Genomic DNA, 12,300 nt, shown 5'->3' with positions numbered 1-12,300 from the left:
ACACCGCGGTGCCCCTCCCTGCCGGAGGGGCACCGCCTTCCTGGATGATGAGGGCCGCATCACCATGGACGCGGACACCGCCGCACTCGACCCGTGTCCGCGGGAAGGGGGACCCGACGACGTGCCGTACCCGCCGCCCGCCACCCGCCCCTGGTGGCCGTTCTCCGGAGCGGCGCCGGACTCGCGCCGCGCCCTGCGGGAGGACGCGCTGTTCGCGGTGGTCCTCGCCGCCTGCGCCGCACTGCTCGCCGTCCTGATCAAGGACGGCCGGTCGCCGGACGCCCTCGGCTGGGCCCTCCTGCTGTGCGGCCACGTCCCGATCGTCTGGCGCCGCCGCAGGCCGATGGCGGTGCTCCTGGCCACCATGGCCTTCGTCGGCCCGTACCACGCCCTCGACTACGACCACGCCGCCGCGACCCACGTGGGCATGGTCGCCCTCTACACCGTCGCCGTCTCCGGCCGCCCCCGCCGCACCCTCCTGACCGGCGTGCACATCATCGCGCTCATCCTCGTCGTCAACACGGGCGTCGGCGGGGACCCGGTCACGGAGGTCGTGCGGATCACCGGCTGGATCGTCGCCGTGCTGGTCTTCGGCACGTACGTCCGCGTGCACCGGCAGTACGTCGCCTCGGTGGTGGAGCGCGCCGAGCGGGCCGAGCGCACCCGCGAGGAGGAGGCGCGGCGCCGCGTCGCGGAGGAGCGGCTGCGGGTCGCCCGCGATCTGCACGACCTGCTCGCGCACAGCATCACGCTCGTCGGCGTGCAGACGTCGGTGGCCGCGCACGTGCTCTCCGCCGACCCCGAGCGCCTGGACCGGGCGGCCGTCGCCGGGGCCCTCGACGACATCGCCGACACCTGCCGGGCCGCGCGCGGCGAACTCCGGGCGACCCTCGAAGTGCTGCGCTCCGGGCCCGAGTCGGGCGCGGGGGCCGACGAGTACCGCGGCCCGCTGCCCGGCATCGACGGCATCGGCGACCTCGCGGGGGCGGCCCGCACGGCCGGGGCGAAGGTCGAGCTCGCGATGGCGGAGGTGACCGCGGTGCCGCCCGTGGTCGGGGCCGCGGCCTACCGGATCGTGCAGGAGGCCCTGACCAACGCCGTGCGGCACGGTGGCCCCGGCCTCGCGGTGCGCGTGGCGTTGGGGGAGCGCGCGGGCGCCCTGTGCCTGTCCGTGAGCGACGACGGCACCGGGCCCGCCGCACCCCCCGCCGCGCGGGCCGCGCCCGGGTTCGGCATCATCGGCATGCGGGAGCGGGCCCGCAGCGTCGGCGGGACGCTCCAGGCCGGGCCGCGCGAGGGACGGGGGTTCGAAGTGGTGGCGGAACTGCCGCTGGGGGCACGGGAGTCCGAGCGGGCCGAGGAGGTGGCGCGGTGAAGATCCGCGTGCTCCTCGCCGACGACCAGGCCCTGGTGCGGGCCGCGTTCGCGATGCTCGTGGAGTCGGCGCCCGACATGGACGTGGTGGCCCAGGCGGGCACCGGGCGCGAGGCGGTGGAGCTGGCCCGCGTCCGGCGCGCCGACCTCGTCGTCATGGACGTGCGCATGCCCGACCTCGACGGGATCGAGGCGACGCGCCTCATCGCCGCCGACGAGGACCTCGCCGGGGTGAAGGTCCTCATGCTCACCACGTACGACACCGACGAGCACGTCGTCGAGGCGCTGCGGGCCGGGGCGTCCGGCTTCCTCGTCAAGGACACCAGGCCGGCGGAGCTCCTGGACGCGATCCGCACGGTGGCGGCGGGCGACTCCCTGCTGTCCCCCGGCCCGACGGCCCGCCTCATCGCCCGCGTCCTGCGCCAGCCGGAGGCCCCCGGCGCCACGGCCGACGCGCCCCGCTCCCTGGCCGCGCTCTCCGACCGCGAGCGCCAGGTGCTCACCCTGGTCGCCCGCGGCCTGAACAACACGGAGGTGGCGGAGGCCCTGGGGCTCAGCCCCCTCACGGCCAAGACCCACGTCAGCCGCATCATGGGCAAGCTGACCGCCCGCGACCGTGCCCAGCTGGTCATCACCGCGTACGAGGCGGGCCTGGTCAGACCGGGCGGGTGAGGGCCGCGGCGACGGGCCGCTACAACAGGCCCGCCGCCGCCAGGTGCTTGCCCACGCGCTCCACGTCCTCGGGGGAGAGGGGGATCTGGGGAACGGCCGTGGTGGGGTGGGCGATGACGCCGCGCAGATGGAGGGCGGCCTTGAAGGCGCCCAGGCTGGAGGAGCTGCGGCCCATCCGGGCGGGGGAGCCCGTCTCGGTCATGCGGAACAGGGCGCAGAGGCGCTCCTGCTCGGCGCGGGCGCCGTCGAGGTCCCCGGCGCGGGCCGCGCGGTAGAGGCGGACGTAGCCGTCGGGGTCGACGTTGCCGAGGCCGGGGACCACGCCGTGCGCGCCCATCGCGAGGGCCGAGTCGACCGTCAGCTCCGAGCCGGTGAGGACGCTGAAGGCGGGCGGCGCGCCGAGCAGGACGCGGCGCAGGCCTCCGTCGTCGCCGCTGGAGTCCTTGAGCCCGGCCAGGGTGCCCTCGGCCGCGAGGTCGAGGACGAGGTCGGCGTCGAGCTTGGTGTGCACCGAGACGGGCAGGTCGTACGCGAAGACGGGCAGGCCGCCGCGCTCGGCGACGAGCCGGTAGTGGCGGGCGATCTCGGCGGGGTGGGTGCGGGTGTAGAAGGGCGCGGTCACGACGACGCCGTCGGCCCCGGCGGCGGCCGCGGCCCGCACGTGGTCGAGGACGCGCAGCGTCGTCATGTCGATGGCCCCGGCCAGGACGGGGAGTCGGCCGCCGACGTGGTGGACGACCGCGGACACGACGGTCCTGCGGTGGGCGTCGGGCAGGTACGCCGCCTCCGACGAGGAGCCGAGGACGAACAGCGCGTCCACGCCCGCGCCGACCAGGTGGTCGACGAGGCGCTCCAGCGAGGCGACGTCCACCTCGTTGTCCGGCGTCAGGGGGGTGCAGACGGGCGGGACGACACCGGTCAACAGGGTGGGGAGTGCGGTCATGGAGCCTCCTTGGACGTGGCCGTGGCGGCGGCCGTCGCGGTGGATGCCGGCTGTGTGGCCTGTGCCGACTGGCTGACGAGGTCGCGCGTGGTCTCGCCCGCCGGTACGGGGTGGTGGCACCGGAAGCGGTGCGCGGACCCCTCCTCCGTAGTGTCCGGCATGGCCGCCGCGCAGGCGTCGTCCGCCTTCCAGCAGCGTGTCCGGAAGGGGCACCCGCTGGGCGGCCGGGTGGCCGAGGGGACGGGGCCGACGAGCGGGATGGGGTCGATGGGGTCCAGAAGGCCGGGCGTGGCGGAGAACAGGGCGCGGGTGTAGGGGTGCCGGGCCTGGTCGAGGATGTCGGCGGCGGGCGCCTCCTCGACGATCCGGCCCAGATACATGGTGATCACCCGGTCGCTCATCCTGCGGACCGTCTGGATGTCGTGCGAGACGAACACCAGGGCGAGGCCGAGACGTTCCTTCAGATCGAGGAGGAGGTTGAGGATCTGGGCGCGGACCGAGACGTCCAGGGCGCTGGTGGGCTCGTCGGCCACGACGAGCTCGGGCTCCAGGGCGAGCGCCCTGGCGATCGCGACGCGCTGGCGCTGGCCGCCCGAGAGCTGGCCGGGCAGCCCGTCCGCGAGCGCCGTGGGCAGGCCGACCAGGCTCATCAACTCCCGTACGCGTGCGTCCCGTTGGGCCGGTCTGCCGCGCCGGTGGACGTCGAGCGGGTCGCGCAGGATCTGACGGACGGGAAGCCGCCGGTTCAGGGCGGTCGAGGGGTCCTGGAAGATCATGGCGGTGTCGCTGCCGATGGTGGTGCGCCGCTCCGGGGGCTTCATCCGCCACAGGTCGCGGCCGCGGTACTCGACGGTGCCTGCGGTGGGGCGCTGGATGCCCACGAGTACCTTGGCCAGGGTGGACTTGCCGCAGCCGGACTCGCCGACGACGCCGACGGTTTCGCCGGGGGCGATGGTCAGGTCGGCGCCGGTGAGCGCGTACACCTTGTCGCGGGAGAAGACGCCGCCGGTGCGGGCCCTGTGGACGACGTGGGCGTCGCGCAGCGCGATGAGCTCTTCAGCGGGCTCTTCAGCGGGCGTCATGGGCGATTCCCTCCCGTGATTCTGGCGGCTGCGGGTCGTTCGTGGCTGGGCGCGCCCGCGCGGCGGAGCCGCTGTCGACACCGTCCCGCGCCCCTTCGGGGCGCTCCGGTGCGGGGCGCTCCCGTGCCGAGGGTTCGTGGGGCGCGAGTGCCGGGTGGTGGCAGGCCGTCCGGTGGGAGAGCACGCCCAGGAGTTCCGGCGCCGTCGTGCGGCACAGCTCGCTCGCGAGCGGGCAGCGGTCGGCGAAGCGGCACCCGGCGGGGAAGTCGGCGGGCGACGGCACGACGCCCTTGATCTGGGTGAGGCGCTGGGCGGCGGACTCCAGGGAGAGGACGGAGCCGAGCAGGCCGCGCGTGTAGTGGTGGGTGGGGTACTCCACCAGCTCCGCGGTGACCCCGGTCTCGACGATCTGGCCGCCGTACATCACCGCGACGCGGTCGGTGACGTCCGCGACGAGCGCCAGGTCGTGGGAGACCAGGATCAGCGCGAAGCCGAGCTCCGCGCGCAGCCGCAGGAGGAGCTGGATGACCTGTGCCTGCACGGTGACGTCCAGGGCGGTGGTGGGCTCGTCCGCGACGATCAGCTTCGGGTCGCGGGACAGGGCCATCGCGATGAGCACGCGCTGGCGCTGGCCGCCGGACAGCTCGTGCGGGTAGCTGCGCAGGGTGCGGTCCGGGTCGAGGCCCACCAGGGAGAGCAGTTCGGCGGGGGAGCGGTGGCCGCCGCGCCGGACGACCTGCTTGAGCTGGGCGCGCACGGTCATGGCCGGGTTCAGGGAGGACAGGGCGTCCTGGTAGATCATCGCCATGTCGTGGCCGAGCAGCCGGCGCCGGGCCCGCGGGGGCAGGCCGATGAGCTCCTGCCCGGCGAAGGTGACGCGGCCGCGGACGCGGGCGCCCTTGGGCTGGAGCCCCATGACGGTCAGGGCGGTCAGGGACTTGCCGCAGCCGGACTCGCCCACCAGGCCGAGGACTTCGCCGGGCCGGACCTGGAAGCTGATGCCGTCGACGATGTCGACCCCGCCGTGCCGGGCGTCGAAGCCGATGGCCAGGTCCCGTACGTCCAGGACGGGCGTGCCCTCGGGCAGCGGCCGGGCGCGGGTGCGCAGACGGGCGGCGGCGTCGGCGAGGCCGGGCAGTTCGAGGACCTCGCCGCTGCCGGGCTCGGGGGCCTCGACCTCGTCCTCGGCGCGGGCGGGGTCGACCTCGCGGCCCGAGGGCGCGGCCCAGGCGTCGGACACGCCTTCGGACAGCACGTTCAGGGACAGCACGGTCAGGAGCATCAGGAGGCCGGGGAACACGGTGGCCCACCAGCCGCCGATGAGCACCATGTTCTTGCCGTCGGCGATGACGCTGCCCCAGGACGGGTCGGGGGGCCGGACGCCCGCGCCGATGAAGGACAGCGAGGCTTCGAAGACGATGGCCTCGGCGACCTGCACGGTGCAGAAGACGAGGACGGGCGCGGCGCAGTTGATGGCGACGTGCTTGATGAGGATGTGCGGGGTGCGGGCGCCGACGACGCGTTCGGCGGTGACGTAGTCCTCGCTGTACTGGTCCAGGACGTTGGCGCGGACGACCCGGGCGATGGGCGGGGTGAACAGGAACGCGATCGCGCAGATCAGGACGGTGATGCCGCCGCCGAACACGGCGACGAGGACGGCGGCGAGCGCGATGCCGGGGAACGCCATGACGATGTCCAGGACCCGCATGAGGGACTCGTCCACGGCCTTGCGCGAGGTCGCGGCGACCGCGCCGACGACCGCGCCGACGGTGAGGGCAAGGAGGGTCGCGCCGAGCCCGATGGCGAGCGACCAGCGGGCGCCGTACATGAGCCGGCTGAGGATGTCCCGGCCGAGGCTGTCCTGGCCCATCCAGTGGTCGGCGGAGGGGTGCCCGGTGCCGTCCACCAGGGACTGCTGTTCGAGCGGGTCGTGCGGGGCGAGCAGCGGGGCGAACAGGGCGACGAGGACGACGACGGCGAGCACGCCGACCGCGATCCGCGACAGGACGGGCAGCTTGCGCAGCGACCGCAGCCGCAGGCCCGGCCGGGCGAGCCTGTCGGTCAGCGCCTTGCGCGAGGCGAACGGCATCAGGAGGTTCCCCTCAGGCGCGGGTTGACCAGGAGGTAGAGGATGTCGATGACGAGGTTCACCACGACGAAGCCGACGGCGGTGGTGATGACGACGCCCTGCACGACGGCGGGGTCCCCGTTCTTCACCGCGTCGATCATCAGCTTGCCCATGCCGGGCAGGGAGAAGATCGTCTCGATGACGACGGCGCCGCCGAGCAGATAGCCGACGCGCAGGCCGAGCACGGTGAGCGGGTTGATGAGGGCGTTGCGCAGGACGTTGCGGCCGACGACCACGACGGGCGGCAGGCCGCTGCCCACGGCGGTGCGGACGTAGTCCTTGTCGAGTTCCTCGACGACGGCGGTGCGGATGATGCGGGTCATCTGCGCGGCCACCGGCAGGGACAGGGCGAGCGCGGGCAGCGTCATCGTTCTGAGCCAGCCGGTGAAGGAGTCGTTGGGGTTGATGTAGCCGCCGGTCGGGAACCAGCCCAGGTCCACGGCCAGGTACTGGATCATGAGCAGGGCCAGCCAGAAGCCGGGCGCGGCGACGCCGGTCAGGGAGACGACGCGGACGATCTGGTCGGGCAGCCGGTCGCGGTAGATCGCGGCGGTCACGCCGAGCAGCAGCGAGACGACGACGGCGATGCCGAGCCCGAGGAAGGTGAGCTGCATGGTCAGGGGCAGGGCCGTGGTGACCTGGTCGACGACCGCGGAGCGGGTCAGGACGCTGATGCCCATGTCGCCGTGGAGCAGGTCGCCGACGAAGTCGGCGTAGCGCACGGGCAGCGGGTCGAGCAGGCCGTTCTCCTCGCGGAACTGATGCAGTTGCTCCGGGGTCGGGTTGGCGCCCTGGAAGAACGCGGAGGCCGGGTCGACGTCCGAGAAGCGCATGACGAGGAAGACGAACAGGACGATGCCGAGCAGCAGCGGGACGAGCAGGGCGAGGCGGCGGAGCAGGATGCGCAGGATCGCGGTCACGTGGTACGGCTCCTCATTCCGGAGGGGTGCGGTTCCTCGGGTCGCGGGGCGTGCCCGTCAGACCCACCGGGCCTGGAGGAGGTTGACGCCGGGGTAGGGCTGGGGCCTTATGCCGCTGAGCCGCTTGGGGTTCCACGCCGTCATCAGCTCGTTGTGGACGACGGGGTAGAGCACGGCCTCCTCGGCGACGAGGTCGATGTAGTCCTGGACCATCGACTTCTTGCGGGTGGCGTCGGACTCGCGGGTCGCCTTGTCCATGAGCCGGAACAGCTCCTTGGCGCGGGCGTTGCCCGCCCAGCGGGCGTAGCCCATCCAGATGTTCTCGGGGCCGTAGTTGTAGTGCATGATCAGGTCGGCCTCGATGCCGAACTGGTTGGGGTTCGAGGCGGCCGCGACGACCTGGAAGTCCTTCTTCTGGTCCAGCTTGGTGAAGACGGCCGTGGTCTCCTGCGGGTCCAGGGTGGTCTTGACGCCGATCGCGTCCCAGGAGGCCTTGATGGTGGGCAGGCAGTCGCTGATCCAGCTGACGTTGACGGCCATCAGGTTGATCTTCAGGCCCGAGACCCCGGCCTCCTTCAGCAGGGCCTTGGCCTTCTTGGGGTCGTAGCCGTACACAGTTTTGGCCGGGCGGTAGCTGGGGTTGCCCTCGTTCAGGAAGGACGTGGCGGCCTTGCCGTGGCCCTTCAGGGCGACGTCGATCATCTTCGCGCGGTCGATGGCGTAGTGCAGGGCCTGGCGCACCCGCACGTCGTCGAAGGGCTTGTGGGCGGTGTTGAACATCAGGAAGAGGTTGTTCATCCCGGCGCCGCCCTCGACGGTCATGCCGCCGCTCTTGAGCTGCTCGATGTTGGCGTACGGGATGTTGTCGGAGATCTGCGCGTCCGCGCTGCCGCCGGAGACCTTGGCGACGCGCGGGGCGGCCTCCACGATCGTCAGCCAGTTCATCTTCTTGAAGGCGGCCTTGCGGGGCCCGTTGTAGTCGTCGTACGCCTCGAAGGTCGTGTTGGACTTCGGGTGGTGCGAGGCCTGCCGGTACGGGCCCGAGCCGATCGCCTTGCCCTTGGTGGCGTCGTCCCAGGCGCCCGGCGCGGAGTACACGTGCTTCGGCATGATCTTGGCGAGGGTGAGCCGCGCCGCGCCGTCGGGGAAGGGGAACTTGAGTACGAGCTCGACGTTGCGCGCGTCGACCTTGCGGACCTCCTTGAGCCAGGCCGCGAAGAAGCCCTTGGCCAGGGTCTGGGTGCCGGGGTCCAGGATGCGGTCGAAGACGAACACCACGTCGTCGGCGGTGACCGGCTTCCCGTCGTGCCACGTGGCGCCGGCCCGCAGCTCGAACTTCCAGGTCGTGGCCTTCAGGTCGCTCGGCACCGCGGTGGCGAGCTGCGGGTACGGCTCGCGGCTGATCGGGTCGGTGCCGAGCAGCGCCTCGTAGATGTGTTCGTTACCCGCCATGGCGAACGCGGACGCCGTCTGCGTGGGGTCCCAACTGCCGTCGTTGCCGTAGCCGATGACGGCGGTGAGGGTCCCGCCGCCGCTGCCCCCGGTGTCGTTGGTGGACTCGGGCCCGCCGCACGCCACGAGGCCGCCGCCGAGGCCCGCGGCCGCGCCCAGGGCGCCGGTGTACCGCAGGAAGGACCGCCGACCGGGTCCGTCGCCGTCACGTGTCACGGGGATGGGGTCGCTCACGAGTGCCTCCCTGAAGGAGTGGGGAGAGGGTGCTCCCCACGTACCGGTGCGGATCGGGTGGGGGGACGGTGGGGAGATGCGCGGTGCGGACGCGGGCCGGGCGGGCCCCGCGGGAGTACGCTGCGGCGGAAAGGTCCGACGTCCTACGTCGTGCTGGCGCAGCGACCATAGGAGCGGGCCAGGGCCTGGTCAAGGTGTCGGACGGGGGTGTTTCGGGACGTGAGCGAGGAGAGCGGGCGGCTCCGGTGGTGGCGCGGACCGCTGGGATCCGTGGGCTTCGGCGGGGACTACAACCCCGAGCAGTGGGGCCCGGACGTGCACGCCGAGGACGTCGGGCTGATGCGGGAGGCGGGCGTCGGCCTCGTCACGCTGGGGATCTTCGCATGGGCGCGGACCGAACCCACGCCCGGCGGCCACGACTTCACCTGGCTGGACGACCACATGGACCGGCTCGCCGCCGCGGGCGTGCGGGTGTGCCTGGCGACGATGACGGCGTCACCGCCGCCGTGGCTGGCCCGGCTGCACCCCGGGACGCTGCCCGTCCTTGCGGACGGCACCCGGCTCTATCCGGGCTCGCGCCAGCACTGGTGCCCGTCGAGCCCGGTCTTCCGGCGGTACGCGGTGCGCCTGGTGGAGCGCCTCGCCGCGCGGTACGCGGACCACCCCGCGCTCGCCCTGTGGCACATCGGCAACGAGTACGGCTGCCACGTCTCGCGGCACTGCCACTGCGCGGTGTCCACGGCCGCCTTCCGCACCTGGCTGCGCGCCCGCTACCAGACCCTGGACGCGCTCAACGAGGCCTGGTCCACGGACTTCTGGTCGCAGCACTACGCCGCCTGGGACGAGATCCACACCCCGCGCGCCGCGCCGTCCTTCCGCAACCCCGCCCAGCTCGCCGACTACTGGCGCTTCTCATCGGATGAATTGCTCGACTGCTATCTGGCGGAGAAGGCCGTGCTCGCCCGGCTCACCCCCGGTGTGCCCGTCACCACCAACTTCGTCCCCGTCGCCAGGACCCTGGACCTCTTCCGCTGGGCGCCGCACCTCGACGTCGTCTCGTACGACTCCTATCCGGACCCGCACGACCCGGACGCCGCCCGGCGCGCGGCCTTCTCGTACGACGTGATGCGCGGCCTGAAGGGCGGGCGCCCCTGGCTGCTCCTGGAACAGGCGCCGTCGGCGGTCAACTGGCGGCCCCACAACGGCCGCAAACCGCCCGGCCGGATGCGCCTGGACAGCTGGCAGGCGGTGGCGCACGGCGCCGACGCGGTCCTGTTCTTCCAGTGGCGCCAGTCGCGCGGCGGCGCCGAGAAGTTCCACTCGGCGATGGTGCCGCACGCGGGCCCCGACACCCGGATCTTCCGCGAGGTGAGCGCGCTCGGCGCGGAGCTGGCCGGGCGGCCCGAGCTGCTCGGCGCGGTGCCCGAGCGGGCCGACGCGGCGCTCCTGTTCGACTGGGGCGCCTGGTGGGCCCTGGACACGGGCGCCCACCCGAGCGAGGTGGACTACCTTCAGGGCGCGCTCGCCTACCACCGGCCTCTCCACGACGCGTCTGTAGCGTGCGACGTGGTGCCGGTCGACGGGGATCTGACGGGCTATCGGCTGCTGCTCGTGCCGCACCTGTACTCCGTGTCGCGGGCGGCGGCCGCGCGCCTGGTGGCGTATGTGGAGGGCGGCGGCACCCTCGTGATGTCGTACTTCTCCGGGATCACCGACGAGCACGACCGGGTGTACCTGGGCGGCTATCCGGGGCCGTTCCGGGAGGTGCTCGGCCTGACGGTGGAGGAGTTCGCGCCGCGCGCGGACGGCGGCTGGGCGGAGGTGCTCCGCCTGGAGGGCGCCGAGGCCGTGCCGGGCTTCGGCGGCGAGGGCGGTGCGGATGGCGGGGACGGCGAGGGCGGCGGTGAAGGCCCCGCCGTGACCCGGCACGCGTACGGGCGGGGCACCGCCTGGTACGTGGCGTGCGACCCCGGCCCCGAGGCGCTGCGCGCCCTGCTGGACCGGGTGCGCGCGGAGTGCGGGGTGCGCCCGGTGGCGGCGGGGCTCGCCGCGGGCGTGCAGGTGCGCACCCGGGTCACGGCGGCGGGGGAGCGGCTGCGGGTGCGGCTCGACTACCGCGACGGGGCGGTGGCCGTCGAGCGGGACGACGCGTAGGCCTCCCGGTACATCCGCGCGAAGCTGCGGGGCCCCGCGCCCGTGACGCGCTCGACGGTGTCGGTGACCCGGTCCTCGGCGCCCCGGCTTATCCCGTCGTCGAGCGCGGCCAGGAGCTCCGCGAACGCGGCGGGCATGCCGCCCCCGGTCAGCCGCGCGGCGAGCGCGTCGGGCGGCACGGCCCGGTGGCGCACGGCGCGGCCCGTGACGCGGCCGACGACCGCCGCCACGTCGGCGTACGACAGCGCCTCGGGGCCGGTGACGACGAGGTCGGGCCCCGGCGGGAGCGGGTCGGTGAGGGCGCGGGCGGCCACGGCGGCGATGTCGTCGGCGTCGACGAAGCCGACGCGTCCGGTGCCGGTCGCGGTGGTGAGCACGCCGTCGCCGCGGATGCTGTCGGCGTGCAGGTGGTCCCCGGTGAAGTTCTGCATGAACCACGACGGGCGGAGCACGGACCACTCGTCGAACAGGCCGCTGTCGGCGAGGAGTTGGTGCACCTGTCCCACGCCGGGCCCGCCCGCCTCGATGGCCGAGGAACTGAGGAGCACCACGCGCGTCACGCCCGCCGCGCGGGCCCGCTCCAGGAAGGGCCGCATGACGGCGACCGGTTCGGGCTCGGCGACGGGCGGGACCAGATAGGCGCGGTCGGCTCCGCGCAGGGCGGCGGCGTGCGTGTCCGGGTTGTACCAGTCGAACCGGACAGGGCCACGGCCCGCCTCGCCCCGGCGGCTCGCGGCGCGCACGGTGTGGCCGAGGGCGGCGAGCCGGGCGGCGACGCGGCTGCCGGTGGTGCCGGTCGCGCCCGTGACGAGGACGGTCAGCGGCCGGGCCGCCGTCAGCGGCTCGGCCGCCCGCGGCGGCTCAGTCATGGACGGCCGCCGTCAGGGACGCGGGGACGGCGAGCGGGTTCCAGTAGTCGCGGTAGCGCACGATCAGGCCGTCCCGGACCGTGACGACGGCGACGTAGGCCATGGCGAAGGGGCCGCCGGTGGCGAGCACGCGGCCCTCGGAGCGCATCTCCGCGACGATCGTGCCCGGGTCGCCGGTCTCGTGGACCTCCACGTACGGGAACGCGTCGTACGCGATGTGGCCGGCGAGGCCGCGCAGATACGGGCCGAGGGCGGCGCGGCCGTCGAGCCGCCGGGGGTAGCCGTCGGGCGCGAAGGGGAACTCGGCGACGGCGTCCTCGGCGAAGAGGGCGATCCAGCCCTCCATGTCACCGCGGATCAGGAGGTCGAGGCCGTGCCGGAACAGCTCGGCGGGGCCGGGGGCCGGGGGTGGGGTGGTGGGCATGGGTGAGTACCGTCCCTTACGATTCGGACTGCTGGTCCGCTTTGACGA

10 protein-coding genes are annotated in these 12,300 nt (G+C 73.8%); 3 read left to right on the top strand and 7 right to left on the bottom strand.

All coding sequences use genetic code 11. The features are described from left to right. The first annotated feature begins 64 nt into the window (after positions 1-64). A complete protein-coding gene (locus tag C9F11_RS14235; protein ID WP_138959647.1) occupies positions 65-1,375 on the top strand; it encodes a histidine kinase in 1,311 nt (436 codons plus the stop codon). Continuing rightward, a complete protein-coding gene (locus tag C9F11_RS14230; RefSeq protein ID WP_138959646.1) occupies positions 1,372-2,046 on the top strand; it encodes a response regulator transcription factor in 675 nt (224 codons plus the stop codon). Before C9F11_RS14235 ends, C9F11_RS14230 begins: the two co-directional genes overlap by 4 nt. Before the next feature lie 19 nt (positions 2,047-2,065). On the opposite strand, the gene C9F11_RS14225 is transcribed toward C9F11_RS14230, so the two are convergent. From C9F11_RS14225 to C9F11_RS14205, 5 genes are read right to left on the bottom strand one after another with little or no spacing between them, the layout of a single operon-like run. Further along, the gene (locus C9F11_RS14225) at positions 2,066-2,989 is read right to left on the bottom strand and encodes a dihydrodipicolinate synthase family protein (RefSeq protein WP_138959645.1); all 924 of its coding nucleotides are present in this window, start codon (positions 2,987-2,989) and stop codon (positions 2,066-2,068) included. Beyond that, positions 2,986-4,071, bottom strand: coding sequence for an ABC transporter ATP-binding protein (locus C9F11_RS14220; protein WP_138959644.1), 1,086 nt, complete (start codon positions 4,069-4,071; stop codon positions 2,986-2,988). Before C9F11_RS14220 ends, C9F11_RS14225 begins: the two co-directional genes overlap by 4 nt. Continuing rightward, positions 4,058-6,160 (bottom strand): dipeptide/oligopeptide/nickel ABC transporter permease/ATP-binding protein, encoded by a 2,103-nt coding sequence (locus tag C9F11_RS14215; protein WP_171075737.1) that lies wholly within the window; start codon positions 6,158-6,160, stop codon positions 4,058-4,060. The genes C9F11_RS14220 and C9F11_RS14215 overlap by 14 nt, the downstream gene beginning before the upstream one ends. Next, on the bottom strand, positions 6,160-7,119 hold the full coding sequence (locus tag C9F11_RS14210) for an ABC transporter permease (RefSeq protein WP_138959643.1): 960 nt from the start codon (positions 7,117-7,119) through the stop codon (positions 6,160-6,162). The genes C9F11_RS14215 and C9F11_RS14210 overlap by 1 nt, the downstream gene beginning before the upstream one ends. Before the next feature lie 57 nt (positions 7,120-7,176). Then, positions 7,177-8,805 (bottom strand): ABC transporter substrate-binding protein, encoded by a 1,629-nt coding sequence (locus C9F11_RS14205; protein WP_171075736.1) that lies wholly within the window; start codon positions 8,803-8,805, stop codon positions 7,177-7,179. Between the two features lie 219 nt (positions 8,806-9,024). Here C9F11_RS14205 and C9F11_RS14200 point away from each other — a divergent pair, with 219 nt between their 5' ends. After that, the gene (locus C9F11_RS14200) at positions 9,025-10,959 is read left to right on the top strand and encodes a beta-galactosidase (protein ID WP_138959642.1); all 1,935 of its coding nucleotides are present in this window, start codon (positions 9,025-9,027) and stop codon (positions 10,957-10,959) included. On the opposite strand, the gene C9F11_RS14195 is transcribed toward C9F11_RS14200, so the two are convergent. Together C9F11_RS14195 and C9F11_RS14190 are read right to left on the bottom strand one after the other, a co-directional pair. Continuing rightward, positions 10,917-11,828: an NAD(P)H-binding protein gene (locus C9F11_RS14195; RefSeq protein WP_138959641.1), complete on the bottom strand. Its 912-nt coding sequence runs from the start codon at positions 11,826-11,828 to the stop codon at positions 10,917-10,919. The two genes, C9F11_RS14200 and C9F11_RS14195, sit on opposite strands and share 43 nt — an antisense overlap. After that, the gene (locus C9F11_RS14190; protein WP_138959640.1) at positions 11,821-12,252 is read right to left on the bottom strand and encodes a nuclear transport factor 2 family protein; all 432 of its coding nucleotides are present in this window, start codon (positions 12,250-12,252) and stop codon (positions 11,821-11,823) included. The genes C9F11_RS14195 and C9F11_RS14190 overlap by 8 nt, the downstream gene beginning before the upstream one ends. Positions 12,253-12,300 lie beyond the last annotated feature (48 nt).

This window comes from Streptomyces sp. YIM 121038 (assembly GCF_006088715.1).
Lineage (GTDB): Bacteria > Actinomycetota > Actinomycetes > Streptomycetales > Streptomycetaceae > Streptomyces.
The sequence above is the reverse complement of the archived record's forward strand: the minus strand, read 5'-3'. Positions and strand labels throughout refer to the sequence as shown.

Bases quoted from the DNA above. Each gene is read 5' to 3' on its own strand.
- C9F11_RS14190 (WP_138959640.1), bottom strand. From the start codon at position 12,252: ATGCCCACCACCCCACCCCCGGCCCCCGGCCCCGCCGAGCTGTTCCGG.
- C9F11_RS14235 (WP_138959647.1), top strand. From the start codon at position 65: ATGGACGCGGACACCGCCGCACTCGACCCGTGTCCGCGGGAAGGGGGA.
- C9F11_RS14195 (WP_138959641.1), bottom strand. From the start codon at position 11,828: ATGACTGAGCCGCCGCGGGCGGCCGAGCCGCTGACGGCGGCCCGGCCG.
- C9F11_RS14215 (WP_171075737.1), bottom strand. From the start codon at position 6,160: ATGCCGTTCGCCTCGCGCAAGGCGCTGACCGACAGGCTCGCCCGGCCG.
- C9F11_RS14220 (WP_138959644.1), bottom strand. From the start codon at position 4,071: ATGACGCCCGCTGAAGAGCCCGCTGAAGAGCTCATCGCGCTGCGCGAC.
- C9F11_RS14225 (WP_138959645.1), bottom strand. From the start codon at position 2,989: ATGACCGCACTCCCCACCCTGTTGACCGGTGTCGTCCCGCCCGTCTGC.